Origin of the sequence: Cognatishimia activa (assembly GCF_001458335.1) — a bacterium.
Taxonomy (GTDB): domain Bacteria; phylum Pseudomonadota; class Alphaproteobacteria; order Rhodobacterales; family Rhodobacteraceae; genus Cognatishimia; species Cognatishimia activa.
Genome location: NZ_CYTO01000009.1, coordinates 395,355 through 417,187, shown reverse-complemented (window position 1 = coordinate 417,187; position 21,833 = coordinate 395,355). Strand labels below are relative to the sequence as shown.

21 protein-coding genes are annotated in these 21,833 nt (G+C 55.6%); 9 read left to right on the top strand and 12 right to left on the bottom strand.

The window, feature by feature from the left end:
• Positions 1 to 280 precede the first annotated feature (280 nt).
• The 4 genes from TA5113_RS06535 to TA5113_RS06520 all read left to right on the top strand — a co-directional run bounded on the left by TA5113_RS06535 (position 281) and on the right by TA5113_RS06520 (position 5,723).
• The gene (locus TA5113_RS06535; RefSeq protein ID WP_058315541.1) at positions 281 to 1,477 is read left to right on the top strand and encodes an ABC transporter substrate-binding protein; all 1,197 of its coding nucleotides are present in this window, start codon (positions 281 to 283) and stop codon (positions 1,475 to 1,477) included.
• Positions 1,464 to 3,179 (top strand): ABC transporter permease, encoded by a 1,716-nt coding sequence (locus tag TA5113_RS06530; RefSeq protein ID WP_245627174.1) that lies wholly within the window; start codon positions 1,464 to 1,466, stop codon positions 3,177 to 3,179. The genes TA5113_RS06535 and TA5113_RS06530 overlap by 14 nt, the downstream gene beginning before the upstream one ends.
• Positions 3,172 to 3,813: an ATP-binding cassette domain-containing protein gene (locus TA5113_RS06525; protein ID WP_058315540.1), complete on the top strand. Its 642-nt coding sequence runs from the start codon at positions 3,172 to 3,174 to the stop codon at positions 3,811 to 3,813. Before TA5113_RS06530 ends, TA5113_RS06525 begins: the two co-directional genes overlap by 8 nt.
• 161 nt (positions 3,814 to 3,974) lie before the next feature.
• Entirely contained in the window at positions 3,975 to 5,723 is a 1,749-nt protein-coding gene (locus tag TA5113_RS06520) for a sugar phosphorylase (protein ID WP_058315539.1), read from the top strand.
• Between the two features lies 1 nt (position 5,724).
• Here the strand turns inward: TA5113_RS06520 and TA5113_RS06515 are convergent, their stop codons facing one another.
• From TA5113_RS06515 to TA5113_RS06470, 10 genes are read right to left on the bottom strand one after another with little or no spacing between them, the layout of a single operon-like run.
• Positions 5,725 to 6,945, bottom strand: coding sequence for a glycosyltransferase family protein (locus TA5113_RS06515; protein ID WP_058315538.1), 1,221 nt, complete (start codon positions 6,943 to 6,945; stop codon positions 5,725 to 5,727).
• An 18-nt stretch (positions 6,946 to 6,963) separates the two neighbouring features.
• Positions 6,964 to 7,752, bottom strand: a complete 789-nt coding sequence (locus tag TA5113_RS06510) for an HAD-IIB family hydrolase (protein ID WP_058315537.1) — start codon at positions 7,750 to 7,752, stop codon at positions 6,964 to 6,966.
• Positions 7,753 to 7,801: 49 nt separating this feature from the next.
• Complete coding sequence (gene ureG / locus TA5113_RS06505; RefSeq protein WP_058315536.1) at positions 7,802 to 8,419, bottom strand: urease accessory protein UreG; 618 nt, start codon at positions 8,417 to 8,419, stop codon at positions 7,802 to 7,804.
• Entirely contained in the window at positions 8,416 to 9,099 is a 684-nt protein-coding gene (locus tag TA5113_RS06500; protein WP_245627173.1) for an urease accessory protein UreF, read from the bottom strand. Before TA5113_RS06500 ends, ureG begins: the two co-directional genes overlap by 4 nt.
• Complete coding sequence (ureE, locus tag TA5113_RS06495; protein ID WP_058315534.1) at positions 9,053 to 9,559, bottom strand: urease accessory protein UreE; 507 nt, start codon at positions 9,557 to 9,559, stop codon at positions 9,053 to 9,055. Before ureE ends, TA5113_RS06500 begins: the two co-directional genes overlap by 47 nt.
• A gap of 10 nt (positions 9,560 to 9,569) precedes the next feature.
• Positions 9,570 to 11,282, bottom strand: a complete 1,713-nt coding sequence (ureC, locus tag TA5113_RS06490) for an urease subunit alpha (RefSeq protein ID WP_058315533.1) — start codon at positions 11,280 to 11,282, stop codon at positions 9,570 to 9,572.
• Positions 11,283 to 11,588: an urease subunit beta gene (locus TA5113_RS06485; protein WP_058315532.1), complete on the bottom strand. Its 306-nt coding sequence runs from the start codon at positions 11,586 to 11,588 to the stop codon at positions 11,283 to 11,285.
• Positions 11,585 to 11,773, bottom strand: a complete 189-nt coding sequence (locus TA5113_RS06480; protein ID WP_058315531.1) for a hypothetical protein — start codon at positions 11,771 to 11,773, stop codon at positions 11,585 to 11,587. The genes TA5113_RS06485 and TA5113_RS06480 overlap by 4 nt, the downstream gene beginning before the upstream one ends.
• 12 nt (positions 11,774 to 11,785) lie before the next feature.
• Positions 11,786 to 12,088 carry an urease subunit gamma gene (locus tag TA5113_RS06475; protein WP_058315530.1) on the bottom strand — a complete coding sequence of 101 codons (303 nt, stop codon included), beginning with the start codon at positions 12,086 to 12,088 and terminating at the stop codon, positions 11,786 to 11,788.
• A 3-nt stretch (positions 12,089 to 12,091) separates the two neighbouring features.
• Entirely contained in the window at positions 12,092 to 12,877 is a 786-nt protein-coding gene (locus tag TA5113_RS06470) for an urease accessory protein UreD (protein WP_058315529.1), read from the bottom strand.
• Positions 12,878 to 13,310: 433 nt separating this feature from the next.
• Here TA5113_RS06470 and urtA point away from each other — a divergent pair, with 433 nt between their 5' ends.
• The 5 genes from urtA (at position 13,311) to urtE (ending at position 19,207) form a co-directional block, all read left to right on the top strand.
• Entirely contained in the window at positions 13,311 to 14,591 is a 1,281-nt protein-coding gene (urtA, locus tag TA5113_RS06465) for an urea ABC transporter substrate-binding protein (protein WP_106387470.1), read from the top strand.
• Positions 14,592 to 14,659: 68 nt separating this feature from the next.
• Positions 14,660 to 16,597, top strand: a complete 1,938-nt coding sequence (gene urtB / locus TA5113_RS06460; protein ID WP_058315528.1) for an urea ABC transporter permease subunit UrtB — start codon at positions 14,660 to 14,662, stop codon at positions 16,595 to 16,597.
• 4 nt (positions 16,598 to 16,601) lie between these two features.
• On the top strand, positions 16,602 to 17,768 hold the full coding sequence (urtC, locus tag TA5113_RS06455) for an urea ABC transporter permease subunit UrtC (protein ID WP_058315527.1): 1,167 nt from the start codon (positions 16,602 to 16,604) through the stop codon (positions 17,766 to 17,768).
• Positions 17,765 to 18,505: an urea ABC transporter ATP-binding protein UrtD gene (gene urtD / locus TA5113_RS06450; RefSeq protein WP_058315526.1), complete on the top strand. Its 741-nt coding sequence runs from the start codon at positions 17,765 to 17,767 to the stop codon at positions 18,503 to 18,505. The genes urtC and urtD overlap by 4 nt, the downstream gene beginning before the upstream one ends.
• Before the next feature lie 3 nt (positions 18,506 to 18,508).
• Positions 18,509 to 19,207, top strand: coding sequence for an urea ABC transporter ATP-binding subunit UrtE (gene urtE / locus TA5113_RS06445; RefSeq protein ID WP_058315525.1), 699 nt, complete (start codon positions 18,509 to 18,511; stop codon positions 19,205 to 19,207).
• Here urtE and TA5113_RS06440 read toward each other — a convergent pair.
• Entirely contained in the window at positions 19,204 to 19,818 is a 615-nt protein-coding gene (locus tag TA5113_RS06440; RefSeq protein WP_058315524.1) for a response regulator transcription factor, read from the bottom strand. The genes urtE and TA5113_RS06440 overlap by 4 nt on opposite strands.
• A gap of 35 nt (positions 19,819 to 19,853) precedes the next feature.
• Positions 19,854 to 21,800 (bottom strand): ATP-binding protein, encoded by a 1,947-nt coding sequence (locus TA5113_RS06435; RefSeq protein WP_058315523.1) that lies wholly within the window; start codon positions 21,798 to 21,800, stop codon positions 19,854 to 19,856.
• Positions 21,801 to 21,833: the final 33 nt, after the last annotated feature.

Below are 21,833 nucleotides of genomic sequence, written 5' to 3'. Positions count from 1 at the left end.
TGCGCCTGAAATTTTTTATAGATAAAAATTTTACACACGATTCGACGACCCGAAGAAACGGCCTGGCCAGGCACCAAAACTGCACCAACCAAAGTCACTTTGTCGACGTCATAAGATGACCTTCAATCACAAGTTCGTAAGATAACGGATGCAATCCTTCATCACCGTTGCGAGGGCGTGCCCGCTTCTCTATCCCTGTTTAAAATGGTCCGGGCCCGCCTCAAAAACGCAGGCATTGCCAAGACTTAACGAATAAAAAGTACCAAGGGAAGGACACCCCATGAAACATCTATTGGCCGCAGGCAGCCTTGTTCTCGCCTCAGCCGCGTTTGCTGACACAGACCCAAGCGATTGGGACAGCGTGTTGAAAGCGGCAAATGGCGAGACCGTTTATTGGAATGCTTGGGGCGGCTCTACCACCACCAATGACTTCATCGCTTGGGTTGGTGATCGGGTCAAAGAAGACCATGGGGTCACCCTTGAACATGTCAAACTGACGGACACGGCCGATGCGGTCGGCCGCGTTGTAGCCGAACAGGCTGCGGGCAAAGATGAAGGTGGCGCGGTTGATATGATTTGGATCAACGGCGCGAACTTCAACGCGATGAAAGAAGCCGACCTTCTGTTTGGCCCTTTCGCGGAAAGCCTGCCGAATTGGCAATATGTCGACGTGGCTGGAAAGACTGTAACAACCGATTTCACGGTCCCCACAGACGGGTATGAAAGCCCATGGGCCATGGCGCAGGTGGTGTTCATCTACGATAGTGAAACCCTGCCAGAACCACCAAAATCCGCAGACGCGCTGCAAGAGTGGATCGCCGCCAACCCGGGCCGTTTCACCTTCCCACAGCCACCGGACTTCTTGGGGTCCACATTCCTCAAGCAAATGCTGATCGAATTGGCACCGGATGCCACAGCACTGCAAGCACCTGCAGGCGACAATTATGCAGAGGTCACCGCACCGCTTTGGGCATGGCTTGAAACCGCAACGCCAAACCTGTGGCGTTCTGGCAAAGCCTACCCACAGACTGGCCCGCGCCAATTGCAACTGATCAACGATGGCGAAGTCGATCTGGCGATCAGCTTCTCTCCGGGTGAAGCAACCGCAGCCATTGCCAACGAACAACTGCCAGAAAGCGCACGCACCTACGTGCTTGACGGCGGTACCTTGGGCAACGCGAGCTTCGTGGCCATCCCTTACAACGCAAACGCCAAAGCCGGTGCCATGGTGGTGGCAAACTTCCTGCTCAGCCCAGAAGCACAGCTGCGCGCCCAAACCCCTGACATTCTGGGTTACGGCACCGTTCTGGACATGGCCGCGCTGCCCGCCGCTGATGCGGACGCATTCGCCAATCTCGATCTGGGTATTGCGACGCTGCCCCCTGCCGAGCTGGGCAAAGCCCTCCCGGAACCGCACCCAAGCTGGATGACACAAATCCAAGCGGACTGGACAGAGCGTTACGGTGTTGCGCAATAAGACCAACAACGGCGGTGGTTGGGGGCTTATCCCCCTTATCACCATCGCCGTTCTTCTCGGCCCCATCGCCGCTGGATTACTGGGCACGTTGCTGCCCGCCTTCGGCGGCATGCGCCTGACAGGCGAAAGTGGGTTCTCACTCACCCCATGGGCCATGTTTCTGAGTGAGCCGGGCATTGAAATGTCCATCTGGCTTTCCGTCAAAACCGGAGTGATCTCTACCGCCATCGCCCTTTTGGGCTGTATCCTTCTCATCGCCGGATGGCATGGCACCCGTGTTTTCAAAGCGTTAGAGCGCGTTCTGTCACCGCTCCTTGCCATGCCCCATGCTGCCGCCGCGCTGGGTCTTGCCTTTATGATCGCCCCATCGGGCTGGGCCTCGCGCCTTTTATCCCCGTGGGCCACGGGCTGGGAGAGGCCGCCGGATTTGCTGATTGTTCAGGACCCGCAAGGGATCGCTCTGATCGCAGGATTGATCGCGAAAGAATTGCCATTTCTGCTGCTTATGTCCCTCGCGGCCCTCCCCCAAATCGGCGTGCGCGGGCGTATGCAAGTGGCGCAGTCGCTAGGCTATGGCAAGACCCGCGCATGGTTGCTTTTGGTGTTGCCTGCTCTCTATGGCCAAATCCGCCTGCCCGTTTACGCCGTGCTCGCCTATGCCATGTCGAACGTCGATGTGGCCATGGTGCTGGGCCCCACAACACCGCCAACGCTTTCCGTATTTATCCTACAGTGGATGACAGATCCGGATCTCGCCCTGCGCGCGCCAGCGGCTGCGGCGGCGCTCACGCAACTGGCATTGGTCGCAGCCACTATCCTAATCTGGTTCTCTGGCGAACGCGCGTTTGCTTGGCTTCGCAATCGATCCGTGAACAAAGGCGCGCGCGCAGCCGGAACCCGCGACAGCGTCAGCCGCCTGTTCGGTCTATCCCTCGCAAGTTTTGCCGCCATCACCATCATCGGTGGCCTGATCAGCCAAGCCATCTGGTCTTTCGCTGGACGCTGGCGTTTTCCCGAAGCGCTCCCCAGCTCATTTGGCCTGCGCAGCTGGAGCCGTCACGGTTGGGAGGCGCTCGATGTCACCTTGGTCACGCTTGGTTTGGCGATTGCCGCGACGCTGATTGCATTGGTTCTTGTGCTTGGTTGCCTTGAGGCCGAGGTCAGACGTGGTCAAAACCTTGGCCGGGGCGGCATGATCATTCTCTACCTGCCACTCATCTTGCCGCAGATCGCCTTCCTTCCGGGCTTACAAATTTTGCTCCTACAATTCGGGGCGGCGCAAGGATTTACCCCAGTGTTGATCAGCCACGTCATCTTTGTGCTGCCTTATGTGTTCCTCGCCCTCGCCGGTCCCTTCCGCGCTTGGGACGCCCGCATTGGAACGATTGCAGCCACGATGGGCAGTTCAGCGGACGGTGTGTTGTGGCGGCTGCGCCTGCCCATGCTCCTCGCCCCCATTCTGACTGCAGTGGCGATTGGAATGGCCGTGTCGATTGGGCAATTTCTGCCAACGCTCATGACCTCGGGCGGGCGCGTCGCAACTTTAACCACCGAAGCACTCGCCCTATCGTCCGGCGGAGACCGACGCGCCATCGGCGTCTGGACCCTTGTGCTTACCGCCAACGCATGGTGGCCATTTGCTGCTGCGTTGATCATACCTCGATTGGTGTTTCGCAACCGAAAAGGATTGCTCCATGGCTGAGACAGGTCTTTGCCTAGACAACTTACAGATCCATCACCGGGATGGGCGGCTTTTGGCCGCCGTAAACACCCAAGTGGCACCGGGCACTGTGGTTAGCCTGATGGGGCCATCCGGCGTTGGCAAATCAACAATTTTGTCGGCAATTACAGGAGCATTGGCACCAGAATTCACTTGTTCCGGCGTCATCACTTTGAACGGACGCAAGCTAAACGAGCTTGCACCGCAAAAGCGACGCGTCGGCATTTTGTTTCAAGATCACCTGTTGTTTCCGCATCTGTCCGTCGGCCAAAACATAGGCTTTGGGCTGCCGCCCGGCGTTGATGATCGCGCGACAAAAATCGACGCAGCGCTATACGAAATCGGCCTCGAAGGTTTCACCAACCGCGATCCTGATACGCTTTCAGGTGGTCAACGTGCGCGGGTTGCTCTTATGCGGATGCTTCTCGCGGAACCAGAAGCCATTTTGTTGGATGAGCCATTCTCGCGCCTGGACGCGACCCTACGAGACCGCATGCGTAAATTGGTTTTTGATCGCGCACGTGCTGCCAATTTACCCGTTTTGATGGTCACCCATGATAAAGCAGACGCCGACGCTGCTGGCGGCGAGGTCATTGAATTGACCTTATCCGACTGAGCCAAATCACAAGGCTGTCGAATTTCAACCAGAGGGTTTGCTCCCCCTTAAACACTAAAAATCTGCACAAATATCAGGCACATGCGCTTTAGCTTTCGCAGTTCAGGCAGAATTGATGCAAAATCGGTTGCGATGACCCACTGCTTTGGCAAACCAGACTCATGAGCGACCAAAAAACCAGCACCTTTGATGCCCGACTAACCGCGTTGATCAAAGAGATTTACCCTGACATCGACGTAACGGCCTTTGGGTCCGAGGTAAAACAGGCCTTTTGGCCAGAAGACAAAGCGCGTCTTGAAAAAGGGCGCGCGCCCAGCAATGACCTTTGGAATGAAAAAGACGCCTTGCTGATCACCTACGGCAACTCGATTTTGGATGGCTCCCATAAGCCGCTGGATTTGCTGCATGACTTCTTATTGCGTCGCCTAAACGGTGTCTTGAACTCCGTCCATATTCTCCCGTTTTTCCCATATACCTCTGACGATGGTTTTGCGGTCTCTGATTTCCGCGCCGTAAATCCACAGCTTGGCGATTGGCCCGACATCAATCGCATCAGCGCAGATTTCAACCTGATGTCTGATTTGGTGCTGAACCACATGTCCAGCCAAAGCACATGGTTTAACGCCTATCGTCAGGGCCAGTCACCATATGACAAATTCTTTTTTGAGGCCTCCCCCGACGATGATGTTAGCGAAGTGGTCCGTCCCCGCACGACCCCTTTGCTCCAGAAAGTCGAGACGTCAAATGGACCGCGCCACGTCTGGTGTACCTTTAGCCATGACCAGATCGATCTGGACTTCCGCAATCCTGAGGTCTTGCTCGAGTTCCTACGCATCATCCGTTTGCACGTAGACAACGGGGTGAAAATCATCCGGCTTGATGCGGTGGCCTTCCTTTGGAAAGAGGTCGGCACCCCATCAATTCACCTGCCCCAAACCCATGCGGTGGTGCAGCTGATGCGCCACCTTTGCGACTTTGCCGAAGAAGACATCATCCTTCTTACGGAAACCAACGTACCAAAGGCTGAAAACCTAAGCTATTTCGGCAAGCGGGACGAAGCCCATGCGATTTATAACTTCCCGTTGCCGCCGCTGATCTTACACGCGGTTATGTCGGGCTCGGCGCATTACCTGCGCCGTTGGCAAAGCGGCATGCCACCCGCACCAATGGGTTGCGCCTATCTGAACTTCACCGCAAGCCATGACGGTATCGGCATGCGCCCCGTCGAGGGCATCTTGCCGGAAGATGAAAAAGCGAAAATGATCGATACGATCAAAGCTATTGGCGGCCTGGTCTCTATGCGCGCGCTCCCCAATGGAGGCGAAGCGCCATACGAGATCAATACAACCTTCTATGACGCCACTGGCCAGACCTTTGATGGTCCGGACAACCTGCATTTTGAGCGGTTCCTGTGCACCCAAACCATCGTGATGTCCCTTGAGGGGATACCAGCCTTTTACATTCACTCAATGCTGGCCACCCCGAACGATCACGAACAGGTCGCACATCGCGGCATGAACCGCGCGATCAACCGCCATCGTTGGGATTATCCTGAGCTGAACGCGCGTTTGGATGATCCAAATTCCGCACAATCTCGCGTGTTAAGCGCTCTAAGTGACCGACTGAAAGTCCGCGCCGCGCAGCCTGCGTTCCACCCCAACGCAACACAGTTCACCATTCCTTTGGCGGACGAGGTCTTTGGCATCTGGCGGCAAAGCTTGGATCGCAGCCAGTCCATCTTTGCATTGCACAACGTCAGTGATCGCAAGGTAGAGATACCTCACCTATCCATGAATCTCATCGATGACGAGCAATGGATCGATTTGTTGACCGGTGAAGCGGTGGACATGAATGAGGAAAACCTAACCCTTGCCCCTTACCAATGTCGATGGATCACCAACAGGCCCTAACCTATTGGTATTCCGCCTCATCTGCCCGTGCCGCATCCTGAAGATCTGACAAGAATGCAGGATCCGCGGAATGCACGCGGTTCCAGGTTGGAATGAAGGGGGTTTCGTTCGGGTTCTCCAAGAAAACCTGCCCTGCGCGCACGATATTCTCGGCGAACAATTCGATCGATTTCTCTTCCGTATGGCGGTCAATCTGAAGCCCGTTCATTTTGGCATCGTTGTAATAGGACTCCAACGCATCCAATGCGCAGCGATAATAGGTCGCTTTCAACGTGCGGAAGGTGTTTTGCGTGAAAACCGTGCCATCAGCAGCAAGCTTTCGGAAAATCGCTTTGCAGATATCTGTCGACATGCGGTTTAGGCCTGCTGTGGCCTCATCCGGACTTAAGGACTGATGTTTGTGGTCATAGGCGTCGGAAATCTCGACCTGACAGACCGCTTTGCGCGCGAGATTGCGCCAAGCCTCAGAAAGAACACCAATCTCCAAGCCCCAGTCCGAAGGAATGCGCAAGTCCGGCAAGATCGCGGTGCGCATCGCGAATTCGCCCGACAACGGATATCGGAAGCTGCGCAGGTAATCGATGTAATCGCGCGACCCGATCACACGGTTGAGCGCGATCAAAAGCGGGCTGACAAGCAGGCGCGTCACGCGGCCATTCAGTTTGCCGCCACCAATACGCGGGTAGAACCCTTTTGCCACTTGATAGGGAAAGTTTGGATTGGCCACCGGATAGACCAATTTCGCCAGCATATCACGATCATAGGTCAGAATATCGCAATCATGGATCGCCATGACCGCACTGTCAGCACAGCTGATCAGATACCCAAGCGACGACCAGACATTCTTGCCCTTGCCCTTTTCCGTCGGCGCGAGCCCCATAGCTTTCAACCGGTCACCAAGCGCCAGCATGCGCGGGCTATCGTTCCAAATCACGATATGGTTCTGGTTCAATCCTTCAAAGAACGCCTTTGCGTGGCGAAATTGCGCTTCGTCTGCGGCGTCTAAGCCAATGATAATACGATGCAAATAGGATACCTTGGACAATTCTTCCAAGATGTGGGGCATCGCCTCACCTTCAAGCTCGGAATAAAGGCACGGCAGGATCAACGAGATTTTGCGGGTCTCCGCAAAGGTGCGCAGCTCCATCTCCAAGTCCTCCGGCGAGCGCACCCGCAAATCGTGAAGCGTGGTGATATTGCCGTTCTGATGGAAGTCTGCCATGGAATTTTGCCTTTAAATTTAGGTCGTTGGGTTCGGTGCTATTTGGTTCAACAGGTCAAGGATGGCTACGTTCCAGCCTTGTGGCCCGGGAAGCTGCGTTCGGATTGCGCGGGTCTCGTTTACGAGCGGTGCAAGCGGCGCACGGTGAGGGTTTTTGATCACCACCGGAAACTCAGCTGCTTCCAACATCTGAATATCGTTGGGGGCATCCCCAAGCGCAATGGTGTGTTTGGGATTGAACTTATGGGCCAGTGCACGCATTTGATCCGCTTTGTTGCTGCCAAATGACAGGGTCAAAAACCGACCGCCTTGCTGGGCGGTAATACCTTGATCTTCGAGAGCTTTGAGAAAAACGCCCTTCTGCGCTTCGTCGCCAGACCAAAGTCCCGGCTCTGAAAAACAACGCTCTTTCGCCAAAGCCGCGGCGTCTTGATCAAGGCCCGTTGCCTCAACCAAATCCGCGATGCTCATATCACCAAATCCAGTGAACATTTGGCGAAACTCTTCTGGCAATTGGTCCAGCACCGCTCTGAGTTGTGCATACTGGACAGGCTCAGGAAGGGCCGCAGCACCAGAGGGCAAAACCCCTGCCCCGTTTTCAACAATTGCGGGCCAATCATTCAAACCCATCTCTGTGCGCAAAACGATCATTTCGGCCGCCGTTTTACTGCTTGAGAGCACAACCCCTGCACCCGCTTTTTTGAGAGCGGCCAAGGCAGGTTTTGCCGCAGACCACGCATAGGTTTCGTGATCGATCAGCGTTCCGTCCAGATCGCTAAAGACCAGAATGTCTGGCGAGATTGTCATGAACACCCCTCAAAGGCCAAGCCATGCGGCTTATTCAAGGCTCTGGGCCTCAAGCCGCTAGCCCCGCCTGTTTTAGCACCTCATCTTTCACCGCAGAAGCACCTTCACCTGCCTTCAGATTGGTGAACAGAAACGGTCGACCACCACGGGCCTTCGTCGCGTCAGACTGCATTACCTCGAGAGAGGCGCCCACATGCGGGGCAAGATCGGTTTTGTTGATGATCAGAATGTCCGACCGCGTCAGCGCAGGACCACCCTTGCGTGGGATCTCTTCGCCAGCCGCCACATCAATCACGTAGATGGTTAGATCCGCGAGTTCCGGAGAAAACGTTGCAGACAGATTATCCCCACCGCTCTCAATCAAAACGATTTCCAAATCCGCATGGCGTTCCTGCATTTCAGCAACTGCTGCGAGGTTGATGGACGCATCCTCGCGGATGGCCGTATGAGGGCAACCCCCTGTTTCTACGCCAATAATGCGGTCTTGCGGCAAGATCTGCATGCGCATCAGCGCTTCAGCATCTTCTTGCGTGTAGATGTCATTGGTGATGACGCCGATCGAGTATTCAGTCTTCAGCGCTTCGGACAAGCGCGCGGTCAAGGTCGTCTTGCCAGCGCCCACCGGGCCGCCAATGCCAATGCGCAATGGACCGTTCATTTTCGTCATGATTGAAAAATCCGAGGTTGTAGAGTTTCGTGCCGCATCGCGGCGATATCAGACAGGAAAGCAGTCGAGGAGATATCGTCCAACTGCTTGCCTTGGGTTTGCGCGGCAATGTCTAAACAAACAGGATTGAGCTTTGCCAAAATCCCTTGCGCATCGGTTTGCCCCAAAGGCATCAAACGCTGCGCGGCAGCCACAAGATTGCCAAGAAAGCCCTGCAGATAAAGGGTGATCACCGCTTCAATATCCAGATCTTCCTGCCGCGCTGCAAAGCCCAGCGCCACCGGGAATTGCAGATCGGGCAGTGTCAGCGTCCAGACTTCTGAGGCCACTTTCGCAAAGGCGCGCCCTTGCCGTTCTGCCTCTCGTTGCCGCTCAAACGCAGGCGCATAAGCCCGGCATTTAAAGTTCAACGCCTCAACCGCAGCCACGTCTTCACACGCATAAGCCAGCCGGATCCAGATCGCATCGCTATGGCCACTTCCATAGAGCGCCACATCTTCAAGCCAAGCGGCCAGACTGCCGCCGTCCTTCACCCAATCACTGCGCACCGCCTGCTCTAGCCCATGGGAATAGGCAAACGCTCCCACCGGGAAAGATGGCGACAACCATTGGGTTAAGGTCAGGAGTTTCGGATCAATGGGCATGGCTGTGATCGTGGGAATGTCCGTGGTCATGATCATGGGCGCTGTTCCCATGATCATGGGAGTGGGTGCGCCCGTGACCATAGGCCCCCCCTTCCGGCGTGAAGGGTTCGTCCGCATCCAAAATGGTTGCGCCGAGGTGTTCCAGCATATGTTTGATCACCGGATCGCGCTGGATCAGCAGCCGTTCCGCCTCGATCTGGCATGGCGTATGGCGGTTGCCAATATGCCAGGCCAGGCGTGGCAGGTTCTCACCGGTCACCACCAGCACCTCTTCAACCGCCGCCTTCACTTTGATCAGACGCCCATCAGCCAATTCCAACGCGTCGCCCTGATCCAACGACGTGGTTTTTTCCAAATCCACCACAAAGGCCTCGCCACTGTCCATGATCAGGCGTTTGCGGCGCAGGAAACGGTCGTCATAGCTCAAAGTCACCGTCCCCGCGTGGTCCGCGTGGCTGTGGCGGTGGAGTGTCTGAGCCAAAGGTAGTGCAGTCATCGTTTTGGCCTTAGTAGAGGAAATAGCGCTGCGCCATGGGCAATTCAGTCGCTGGCTGACAGGTCAAAAGTTCGCCATCTGCGCGCACCTCATAGGTTTCGGGGTTCACCTCAACCTCGGGTGTGGCGCTGTTCAGTTTCAGGTCTTTCTTACCGATGTTGCGCGTGTTTTGCACGGCCATGGTCGCCTTTGCGATGCCGAGCTTGTCGCCAATCCCATCCGCTTGCGCCGCTTCAGACACAAAGGTCACGGCAGAGTTTTCAACAGACCGTCCATAGGCGCCAAACATCGGGCGGCTGTAGACTGGTTGCGGTGTCGGGATGGACGCGTTCGGATCACCCATCTGCGCCATTGCAATGGTGCCACCCAGCAGAACCATTTCCGGTTTCACGCCAAAGAAGGCAGGGTTCCACAGCACAAGGTCAGCCCGTTTGCCTTCCTCAATTGAGCCAATCGCATGGCTGAGACCATGCGCAATCGCCGGGTTGATGGTGTATTTTGCCACATAGCGGCGCACCCGGAAGTTGTCGTTATCGCCCGTTTCTTCCGCCAGACGACCCCGTTGTTTCTTCATCTTATCAGCGGTTTGCCAGGTGCGGATCAACACTTCGCCCACACGGCCCATGGCCTGAGAATCCGAGGCAATAATCGAGAACGCACCCATGTCATGCAGGATGTCTTCGGCCGCGATTGTCTCACGACGAATACGGCTTTCGGCAAAAGCCACATCTTCTGGGATCGACTTGTCCAAGTGGTGACAGACCATGAGCATGTCCAGATGCTCTTCGATCGTGTTCACCGTGAAAGGACGGGTCGGATTGGTGGAAGATGGCAGAACATGCTCTTCGCCGCAGATCTTAATGATATCCGGCGCGTGACCGCCCCCGGCCCCTTCCGTGTGGAAGGCGTGGATGGTGCGGCCCTTCATGGCGGCGACAGTGTTTTCTACGAACCCGCTTTCGTTCAGCGTATCCGTGTGGATCATCACCTGAACGTCCATGTCATCCGCCACGGATAGACAGCAATCAATGGCCCCCGGAGTAGTGCCCCAATCCTCGTGAAGCTTCATGGCACAAGCACCGGCCTTGATCTGTTCTTCCAAAGCCGCTGGCAAGCTCGCGTTACCTTTGCCTGCAAAAGCAAGGTTCATCGGAAACGCATCTGCCGCCTGCATCATGCGACCAATGTGCCAAGCACCGGGAGTACAGGTGGTGGCCAATGTCCCATGGGCTGGCCCGGTGCCTCCGCCGAGCATGGTGGTCAGGCCCGAGTGCAATGCGTCCTCGATCTGCTGCGGACAGATAAAGTGGATATGGCTGTCAAAACCGCCTGCGGTCAGGATGCGGCCCTCGCCAGCGATCGCCTCTGTGCCGGGGCCTACAATGATGTTCACGCCCGGTTGCGTGTCGGGGTTGCCCGCCTTGCCAATTTTGTGAATGCGGCCGTCTTTTAAGCCCACGTCAGCTTTGTAGATGCCCGTATGGTCGACGATCAAAGCATTGGTGATAACAGTATCAACAGCGCCATCGGCGCGGGTGGTCTGGGCTTGGCCCATTCCGTCACGGATCACTTTACCACCGCCGAATTTCACCTCTTCGCCGTAAGGGCCGGTGAGGTCTTTTTCGACTTCAATAATCAGGTCTGTATCCGCAAGGCGCACTTTGTCGCCCACGGTCGGGCCAAACATAGCCGCATAGTCAGAGCGTTTGATGGTTGCTGGCATTTAAAGCGCCCCCATGACTTTTTGATTAAACCCATAAACGACACGGTTCCCGGAAATCGGGATCAGCTGAACTTCGCGGCGCTGGCCCGGTTCAAACCGCACGGCAGTGCCCGCAGCAATGTCCAGGCGCATGCCATGGGCCGCTTCACGATCAAATTCCAAACCGGGATTGGTTTCAGCGAAATGATAATGGCTGCCCACCTGCACCGGGCGGTCCCCGGTATTGGCAACCATCAATGTGATCGCTTCCGCGCCCTCATTCAGCACCAGTTCGCCCGGTGCGGCCATAACCTCACCCGGGATCATTTGCGGCTCTCCACGCGAAGGGCTGCAAGACGGCGCGCGCCATAAACAGCAACACAGGTGCCCACAAGCAGCGCACCCGCGATCCAGTTCTCGCTCCCATGTGGGTGCATATGCACACCAGTATGAGCAAGCGCAGGAGATGCGGTCAGGGCAATCGGCAGAATGGTTTTCAGTGCAGTTTTCATAACGGGATCTCCTCAGCGAATTGGGTTGTGTACGGTCACCAGCTTGGTGCCGTCAGGGAATGTGGCTTCAACTTGAACCTCGTGGATCATTTCGGCGACGCCATCCATGCATTGGTCGCGGCTGATGACCTCGGCACCTGCTTCCATCATGTCAGCCACGGAACGCCCGTCTCGTGCGCCTTCCACAACGGCATCCGTAATCAGGGCAATCGCCTCAGGGTGGTTCAGCTTCACACCGCGCGCCAGTCGTTTGCGCGCCACCTCAGCGGCCATGGCCACCAGAAGCTTGTCTTTTTCCCTCGGGGTCAGGTTCATCGTTCAAAGTCTCCAAGAGGTAGGGAGCTGGTCTTTGGTCAACCGCTCTAAAATAGGAATGAGGCTGCGACGCAGTTCAAAACCGTCAGGCGCAACCATGCGTAAGGTTAAAAGGTCGGGGCCAAGAAGGCTGGCACCACCGGTTTCGGGCAAGACCGCGCGGATCGCATCAAGATGAGCCTCCGCGTCAGGCGCGACATAGATCAGGCTGACCATCGCCCCGGCCCCGGCCCCGATTGCCGGGCGCGCGAGATGGGCGACGGTGTCGCCGTCCAAATCAAGACCATCCCAATAAAGCGGCTCGCCATCGCGGTTAATTCGAATGCGGTCTTTAAACCAAACCGATGTCAGGGTTTCCCCCATGGCCACGCGCCCAAAGATCACCGGCTCGACCATCAGCAATCGCGCGTCAGGCGCAAGGTTCGCTGCCAAGCGTCGCTCGAGTGCAGACCCATCAAACAGGATCATCTCTTGTGGCAGCCAATTGATCTGGGCATCCGGGCCAACCTCAAGCGAAGTGGTCATCCGCGCATGACCTTCTTGCGCGCGATAGGCCCGCTCTGCCGCCTGTGTGGTCAATGTCAAAGAACTGCCAGCGCCCGCCGCACATTCAAGATCGATGGTATCCCCGCCTGTCAGCCCTCCAGATGTATTGATAAGAATGGCCTGAACATCTTCAGCGCGTGGAAACAGCGCTTTCATTGCCCCAGAGGTGCGGAACCGATCAATTCCACTGGCTCCGCCAACAGACTTAGACGATAGCGCAAGCGTCCCCTTGGTACGCGGCACAGGACCGATCGCAGTTTGGGTCTGATATGTAGCAGCAGTGATTATGGTAACGATTCCCGAAACTGTTCTGCTGCATCCTTCATCAAATGCGTCAGGAAGTGATCAGTTAGCGGTAAAATTGACGCTAAGGCGCGCCTAACTGATTAATTTTTAGACTACGGCAAATATATTTGCACAAAAATTAACCTCAGCCCCGAAATAAGCTCTGGTTTCGCCTCCAAACATTGAACGAAAGCCAGTTCAGAACTTTTGATAAGGCCACCTGATCACGGGTTCATGCTCTCAGCGGCTCGTGGGGGAAAATGGTGTGTGACGGCCAAACGATTGGACCTCGGTAAGACCGCCACACGAAATGCAACAAACGTTGCGGAGTCATTGCTACTTGTTTGTGCAGTTTTGCGCAACGTAGCTGGTGCTCCGCGGGGAGTTAAATATGATGAAATTCGCAAAAACCCTAACCAGCGCAGCTGCTCTGACGATTGCTGGTTCTGCGGCGATGGCGGCGGACTGTACTGTTAAAGTGGGTGTTCTGCACTCTTTGTCCGGCACAATGGCGATCTCTGAAACCACTCTGAAAGACACCATGCTGATGCTGGTTGACCAGCAAAACGCAAAAGGCGGCGTTCTGGGTTGTGACGTGGAAGCGGTCGTCGTGGACCCAGCGTCTGACTGGCCACTATTTGCTGAAAAAGCGCGCGAACTGCTGACCGTAAACGAAGTTGACGTGATCTTTGGTTCTTGGACATCTGTGTCCCGTAAATCCGCCCTGCCAGTTCTCGAAGAACTGAACGGCCTTATGTTCTACCCTGTTCAGTATGAAGGCGAAGAGTCTTCCAAGAACGTATTCTACACCGGTGCGGCACCAAACCAGCAGGCGATCCCTGCGGTTGACTACTTCCTGGAAGAGCTGGGCGTAGAAAAATTCGCTCTGCTGGGCACTGACTACGTTTACCCACGTACGACAAACAACATCCTTGAGCAGTACCTGCAAGACAATGGTATCGCGAAAGAGGACATCTTCGTGAACTACACACCATTCGGTCATTCCGACTGGGCGACCATCGTTGCAGACGTTGTTGCTCTGGGCGAAGACGGTAAATCCGTTGGCGTGATCTCCACCATCAACGGTGACGCGAACATCGGCTTCTATAAAGAGCTGGCAGCAGCTGGCATCTCTGCAGACGAAATCCCAGTGGTTGCGTTCTCTGTGGGTGAAGAAGAGCTGTCCGGTCTGGACACATCCAACCTCGTTGGTCACCTGGCTGCTTGGAACTACTTCCAGTCCGCAGAGACTGACGTAAACGCTGAATTCATCGACGCATGGAAAGCCTTCGCAGGTGCAGAGCGTGTAACAAACGACCCAATGGAAGCGCACTTCATCGGCTTCAACATGTGGGTAAACGCGGTTGAAGAAGCGGGCACAACTGACGTTGATGCAGTACGTACAGCGATGTATGGCCAAGAGTACCCGAACCTGACAGGCGGTACAGCCGTGATGCTGCCAAACCACCACCTGGCGAAACCAGTTCTGATTGGTGAAATCCAAGCGGACGGTCAGTTCGACATCATCTCCAAAACCACTGAAGTTCCAGGTGACGCATGGACAGACTTCCTGCCAGCATCTGCAGTTCTGAAGTCCGACTGGAAAGAACTGGGTTGCGGTATGTACAACACCGAAACCAACTCCTGCGTTCAGATCAAGTCTAACTACTAATCTGATCTAAGAACGACCGGCCAAGGCGCGTTTTTCGCCTTGGCCTCACTTAACTCGGCGACCCTCCCATGATCCGTATCCTCTCGATGGTGCTGGCCCTCTTGTGCCTGCCACTGACCGCCCATGCGCAAGAGCTGCAAAGCCTGCTGCAAGAAAACCAAAAGGTGGTGGCGAAACCTTCCCGTAAAACCGTTGGTCCCGTGCTAGATGCGTTGGTGGCGTCCGGTCTTCCGACAGCCCCACAGTTTCTTGAGAGCTGGCAGAACAAAGACGTCTACAGCCGCAAAGAAGACGGGCTGTTCTTTTACGGAGCAAAAGCGGATGGGGGCATTGCCCTGACCGATGTGGATACAGGCGACGTGGTTTCCACGGTGGACGCAAAAGCGGTCAAACAAATCAAACCCAATGGCGGCGTGCGCAAAGAAATCGCCTCGGCCTTGGTGCAATTCCAACTCAGCGATCCTGATATTGCGCGCCGCAGCAGCGCAGTAAACGCCATTGCCCGCAATATGACCGGCGCAATGCTCGCCCCCCTCTTGGGATCAATTGAGAATGAACCAGACGCAGCTTTGAAAGCGCGCAAAGAACAACTGGCCAACTACCTCAACGCCCGTTTTGGTGACGACAGCGCAGCACGGGTTGCCGCGATTGAAAGCATGTCAGATGACCTCAGCGTAGAAGGCCGCGCGGTGCTTTCACAGATTTTGGAAAGCGAACTCGTTAGCTTTGAAGGTGACGCAGAAGGCAATATCGCCGAGAAGCTTACCGTCGGCGAAGATATCACACGCAATGCGGCCTACGAATTGCTTGTTGAACAGCAAAGCCTCACCCCGCAGATTTCTGAAAATGAACTCCGCTTGGCGCTGGAAGCCAATGTGGAAGGCGGCAAAGTCGCGGACATCCCTGTGGCGCAACTGGCCGACCTCAGCAAACGCGAGCAAGCTTATGACAGCTTGGCAGCCGCGGGTGCGGTCCCTACTCGCGTAACAGACACAATGGTCACCGAGGCGCTTGAGACCTACCAGTTCAGCCGCGTCTATTTAGAAGACGATGCCGATGTGACCTCTGCTGCAGCGGAAGCACAGCGCGAAGTGCAAACCAATGTGGCTGTGAACCAGTTCTTTGACCTCAGCCTCGATGCGATCTCTCTGGCATCAATCTACTTCCTCGCAGCAGTCGGCCTCGCCATTACATTCGGCGTCATGGGCGTCATCAACATGGCCCATGGCGAGTTCATTATGATGGGCGCTTACACAGGCTACGTGGTTCAGCAATTTGTGCCCAACTACACCGCGTCTTTGATTGTCGCGATCCCGCTGGCCTTCATGGTGACCTTCGCCGCAGGCGTGGCGATGGAGCGCTTGGTGATCCGTTGGCTCTATAATCGCCCGCTGGAAACACTGCTGGCCACTTTCGGTATTTCAATTGCACTGCAACAGCTTGCGAAAAACATCTTTGGCACGCAGGCGCGTCCTCTGACCTCTCCGGGCTGGTTGGATGGCGCGTGGATCATCAATGACGTGGTTCAGATCAGCTATATCCGGATTGCGATCTTTGTTCTGGCGCTCCTGTTCTTGGGCCTGTTGCTCTTCATCCTGAAGAAAACCCGTCTGGGACTGGAAGTGCGCGCCGTGACGCAAAACCCGCGCATGGCGTCTTCTATGGGGATCAACCCGGACAAGATCAAAATGATGACCTTTGGTTTGGGTTCGGGCATCGCGGGCATCGCCGGTGTGGCCATCGGCCTCTTCGCCAAAGTGACCTCTGAAATGGGCTCTGACTATATCGTACAGTCCTTCATGACCGTGGTTGTGGGCGGTGTCGGTAACGTTTGGGGCACCCTTGCAGGGGCTGCGATGATCGGCACGTTCCAAAAGGGGGTCGAGTGGCTCAACCCGTCCAACACTTTGGCGGCGCAAACCTATATGATCCTCTTCATCATCCTGTTCATTCAATTCCGGCCAAAGGGCATCATCGCCCTCAAAGGCCGCGCGGCGGGAGATTGATCCGATGCGTAAGAGCTTTCTTGCTGAAAACCCATCCGTCCTGTGGTTCCTCGCCTGTCTGGGTCTGTTCACCCTTGGCGTGACCCTACTGGCGGAAGCCACCGGCGCAGGGGTGATTTCCACCTCTTTTGTTAAGACCTTGGGCAAGGTTCTATGCCTCTGCCTTGTGGCCATCGCCATGGACGTGGTCTGGGGCTATTGCGGTATTCTTTCGCTTGGTCACTTCGCCTTCTTCGGCATTGGTGGCTACGCAGTGGGCATGTGGCTGATGTATGCGCGCACGGAAACCATCGTGACGCAGAACTTGGCGGAACGCACCATTCCGGCCACGGCCACCGAGATCAACGACGCCATTGCGACGCAAATCTTTGGAGTCGTCGGCTCGTCTGAATTCCCGCTGATCTGGGCCTTCTCCCACAGCTTGTTCCTGCAGCTCTTGCTGGTGGTTCTGGTGCCGGGCCTTTTGGCATTGATCTTTGGCTGGCTCGCCTTCCGCTCTCGCGTCACCGGCGTTTACCTGTCGATCCTGACCCAAGCCATGACCCTCGCGCTGGCGCTCTACCTGTTCCAAAACGACAGTGGTTTGCGCGGCAACAATGGTCTGTCTGGCCTGCAGAACATTCCGGGCTTTGAAGCGGTGCCGCAATCGATGATCTCTATGGCTTTCTTCTGGGCATCCGCCCTGGCTTTGGCTTTGGGCTACGTTCTCTTTGCCCGGGTTCTGTCCGGCAAAATGGGCAGCGTCATCCGCGCTATTCGCGATGATGAAGCCCGCGTCAGGTTCCTTGGCTATCACGTTGAAAGCTATAAGCTCTTTGTCTTTACGCTCACCGCGATTATCGCCGGCATCGCAGGCGCGCTTTACTACCCGCAAGCCGGTATCATCAACCCGGCAGAAATTGCCCCAATCGCGTCGATCTATCTGGCGGTTTGGGTGGCAATCGGGGGTCGTGGTCGCCTTTACGGAGCAGTCATCGGCACAGCCTTTGTTTCGCTGCTGTCTAGCTGGTTCACCGGCGGCGGAGCGCCAAATGTGAACCTTGGGTTCTACACGATTCAATGGACCGAATGGTGGCTCGTGCTGCTTGGTTTCTCTTTCGTAGCGGTCACCCTCTTCTTCCCGGGCGGCATCGGCATGATCTTTGACAGATTGAAAAAGGACGCGTTATGAGCACCCTTCTAGAACTCTCGGGCGTCTCCGTTTCTTTTGACGGCTTTAAGGCGATCAACAATCTGGCCTTCCAGATTGGCGAGCCGGAAATGCGCGCAATCATTGGCCCCAACGGGGCCGGCAAAACCACCTTTATGGACATCATCACCGGCAAGACCAAACCCGATGAGGGCCGCGTTTTGTGGGGTGAGAAATCCATCAACCTGATCGGCAAATCCGAGAGCATGATTGCCCGTGAAGGTATTGGTCGAAAATTCCAAAAACCCACGGTGTTCGAAGATCAAACCGTGCGCGAAAATCTCGCCATGGCGTTGAAAAACCCGCGTGGCCCGTTCGAGGTGCTGTTCTATCGCAAATCCGCCGAGGGCGCGGCACGCATCGAAGCTTTGGCGGAAGAGATCAACTTGACCGAACAGCTGACCCGCAAAGCAGGCGAACTCAGTCACGGCCAAAAGCAATGGCTCGAAATCGGTATGCTGCTCGCCCAAGACCCGCGCCTCTTGCTGGTGGACGAACCAGCGGCGGGTATGACCCCGGCGGAGCGTGAGAAAACCACGGAAATCTTGGTGGAGGCGGCCAAATCCCGCGCGGTGGTGGTTGTTGAACACGACATGGAATTTGTGCGCCGTTTGAACTGTAAAGTCACCGTGCTGCATGAAGGGTCTGTTCTTGCGGAAGGCTCCATTGACCACGTCACCCAAGACCCTGAAGTCATTGATGTTTATCTGGGGCGCTAAGAGATGCTGAATGTAGAAAACCTGACCCTGCACTACGGGCATTCGCAGATCCTGTATGATGTGTCCATCGCCGCCGAAGTGGGCAAAGTCACCTGCCTCATGGGCACCAATGGTGTTGGCAAAACCAGCCTGCTCAAAGCGATTTCAGGCACCCATGGACGCTCTGGTGGAGACATGACCTTGGACGGACAACCTGTCGCCAAAGGCGCGAAAGCATACACGCTTGCCAAGATGGGCGTGGGCTATGTGCCCCAAGGTCGCGACGTGTTCCCGCTGATGACCGTGCGCGAAAATCTGGAAACGGGCTATGCCTGCTTGGACCGTGAAAAACGCAAGGTCGAAGATGAGATTTTCGAGCTCTTCCCGGTCCTGCAAGACATGCGCAACCGCCGTGGTGGTGACCTTTCCGGCGGCCAGCAACAACAGCTTGCAATTGCCCGTGCATTGGTGGCGAAACCAAAACTACTCCTGCTTGATGAACCCACCGAAGGCATCCAGCCCAATATTATCAAACAGATCGGCGACGTGATCCGCTACCTGCGCGATCAAGGCGACATGGCGATTATCCTCGTGGAGCAATTCTTTGATTTCGCTTACGATCTTGGCGATGAATTCACGGTGCTGACCCGCGGCGAAGTCACTTTCTCGAAAACCAAAGCAGAGCTGAAACGCGAAGAGCTGCTGGCAAGCGTGTCGATTTAAGACAGCACTTTCTGTGACAATTCCACCAGTTCGATCACCGACCCGATCTCCATCTTTTCCAAGATACGAGCACGGTGGTGGTCGACGGTGCGCGGTGAAATATCAAGCGCGCGGCCGATTTCTTTGCTGGCCGTGTTAGACGGGTTTTCCATCATAAACACCGCAATTTCCCGTTCGCGAGAGGTCAGGCGGCCAAAGCGTTCTTTGGCGGCGTTTTCTTCCGAGGCGACCTTGCGGTTTTGCAAATCCCGTTCAAATGCAGATTCAATGCAGGCCACCAAAGCACTCTGGCGAAACGGTTTTTCCAAGAAATCCACAGCGCCCGCTTTCATCGCCTGAACCGTTTCCGGAATACCGCCATGGCCAGAGATGAAGATCACGGGGATCGAAATCTCCGCATCATTCATCATCGCCTGAAGCTCTAACCCATTCATCTCGGGCATACCGTAGTCCAGAACCACGCACCCCGTCTGCTCCGGTCTGTATGCGTCCAAGAAGGCCTGTGCAGACTCATAGGCCACAACCGTGAAGCCACGTTTGCGCAGGGCACGCGACAGGGTTGCGCGCACTTCTTCTTCGTCATCCACCAGAAATACGATTGAATTTTCCAAGATTTTGTCCCGACTTCCGCGATTTGGTCGGCCTTTTAGGCGCTTTCACGGGGAATGGTAAAGCAGAAGCGCGTTTTGCCAACTGCCGTTTTGTCCAGCCACAACCGGCCACCATTTGTTTCAATGATTTTGCGAGAAATCGACAGGCCTAGCCCCATGCCGTCTTCTTTGCTGGTTTGGAATTGCTTAAAGAGCTTCACCCCTTCCGGCACCCCCGGCCCCGTATCTTCAACGCGAACTTCTAGGACCTTGCCATCCGCTTCTGCGTGCACCACCACCTGTCGGGTTTTAGACTCTGCCGCGGCAATAGCCTCAATCGCATTCCGAATAAGGTTAATCAGGACTTGAGCTACCTGAACACGATTGCCGATGACCATCGGATCTGCCGCGCGCTCATAAACCAATGTCACGTGATGATCTTCCGCCTCATGGCGCATCAGACGTTTGGCCTGATCGATCAACTCGTTGAAATTAAACGATGCAATCTCGCCTTCATCCTTACGCACAAACCCACGCAGAGCCCGCACCACGTCTCCGCCTTGGTGGGCTTGTTCATCCAGATCGTTCAGGATCGCCAAGAGGTCTTCATTATTGGCGCCCTCTTCCTTCGCAGTCGAAATCGCGGCGTCCACATTCTGAGTGATCGCGGTCAAAGGCTGGCTAAGTTCATGGGCCAAACCGCTGGCCATTTGTCCCATAACACTGACGCGCGAGAAATGGGCCAGGTCTCGGCTAAGCTCCTGTACCTTCGCCTCAGATTCTCGCCGCTGCGCAATCTCGTCAATTAGCGTTTTGTTGGCCTTGCTCAGCTCTTTATAGGTCTTTGGCAAAGGCGCACGTGCAGAGACTTCGCCCTGCGAGACCAATGCCGTTCGCACAGCAAAAGCTCGAACGGGTCGCAGGATCAATTCAGCAATGGTCAATCCAACAATCGCGGTCAGCACGGAAATCCCTGCTGCAATCCAGATATTGCGCTCTCGATTGGCTTTGATTTCACCGATAAAGTCATCTTCCGGGGCGTAAACGGCCACGGTCCAAGGCAGGTCCACCCCGGCGAGCGGCGCGAATAGCCCCATGTATTCGTGGTTTTGATAGTCAAAATTGGACTGGGACACCAAATTGGTGATGTTTGGGCCTTCGATATTGCCGAAAGCCGCCCGAGAAATCGGATCGTCGATATCGCCGATATTGGCAAAGCTCAATGAGCCGTCTTCGTTCTGCACCTTGATCTGATTGGGATCGGGATGGGCCAAAAGGCTGCCATCTTCCCCAAGGATCATGGCAGCACCGCTATCGCTGACGCGTAGGTCTGACAAAAAGCCGGAAATATCCGAAATCTCGATATCAACGCCGACCACACCCTGTAGCCCGTCCCTTTCGAAAATGACCGGAGCTGCAACAGTGATGCCCGGTTGTTGGGATGAAAAGAAGATATAGGGATTGGTCCAGATGCGGCGCTCTAGATCACTGGCTTTCAGATACCAAGGCCGCGTCCGCGCATCATAGGTATCGAGTGGATCGTTGCTAAAGGCCACCGCTTGGTAATTCTCGTCACGCCAGATGAAATCCACGTGACGCACGCCGTTCTCTATCGTGATAAATTTAGTGCGATATGGGCCTGGCCCATCGCTCTTCATCACATAGACAAAGTTGCCTTCTTCATCGCCAAAGTTCACGCCGGCAATCTGAGGCTCTGTTTGCACGAGCTCAAAGAAATACCTTTCCATTGTCTCGCGGTCTGTGGTGCCGACAAGCCCGGTTGTTAGAACACGTTGGGCCTGATCCGTAATCTCACCCGCCGGCTCTAGGAAGCGTTTGGTGTGCTCTACTGCGTTAGACCCCACACCTTCCATCAACCCGCGCGCGTGATCCAAGATCGCGCGTTCGGAAGACAGGTAAGATGTTGTCACCACGAACAAAATCGCGATGAACTGTAGGCCCGCAAGGGAAATCGCCAGGACGAAGCCCAGCGAAAATCTCATACCATCATTTCTGAAACGATACGCCAAAGGCTC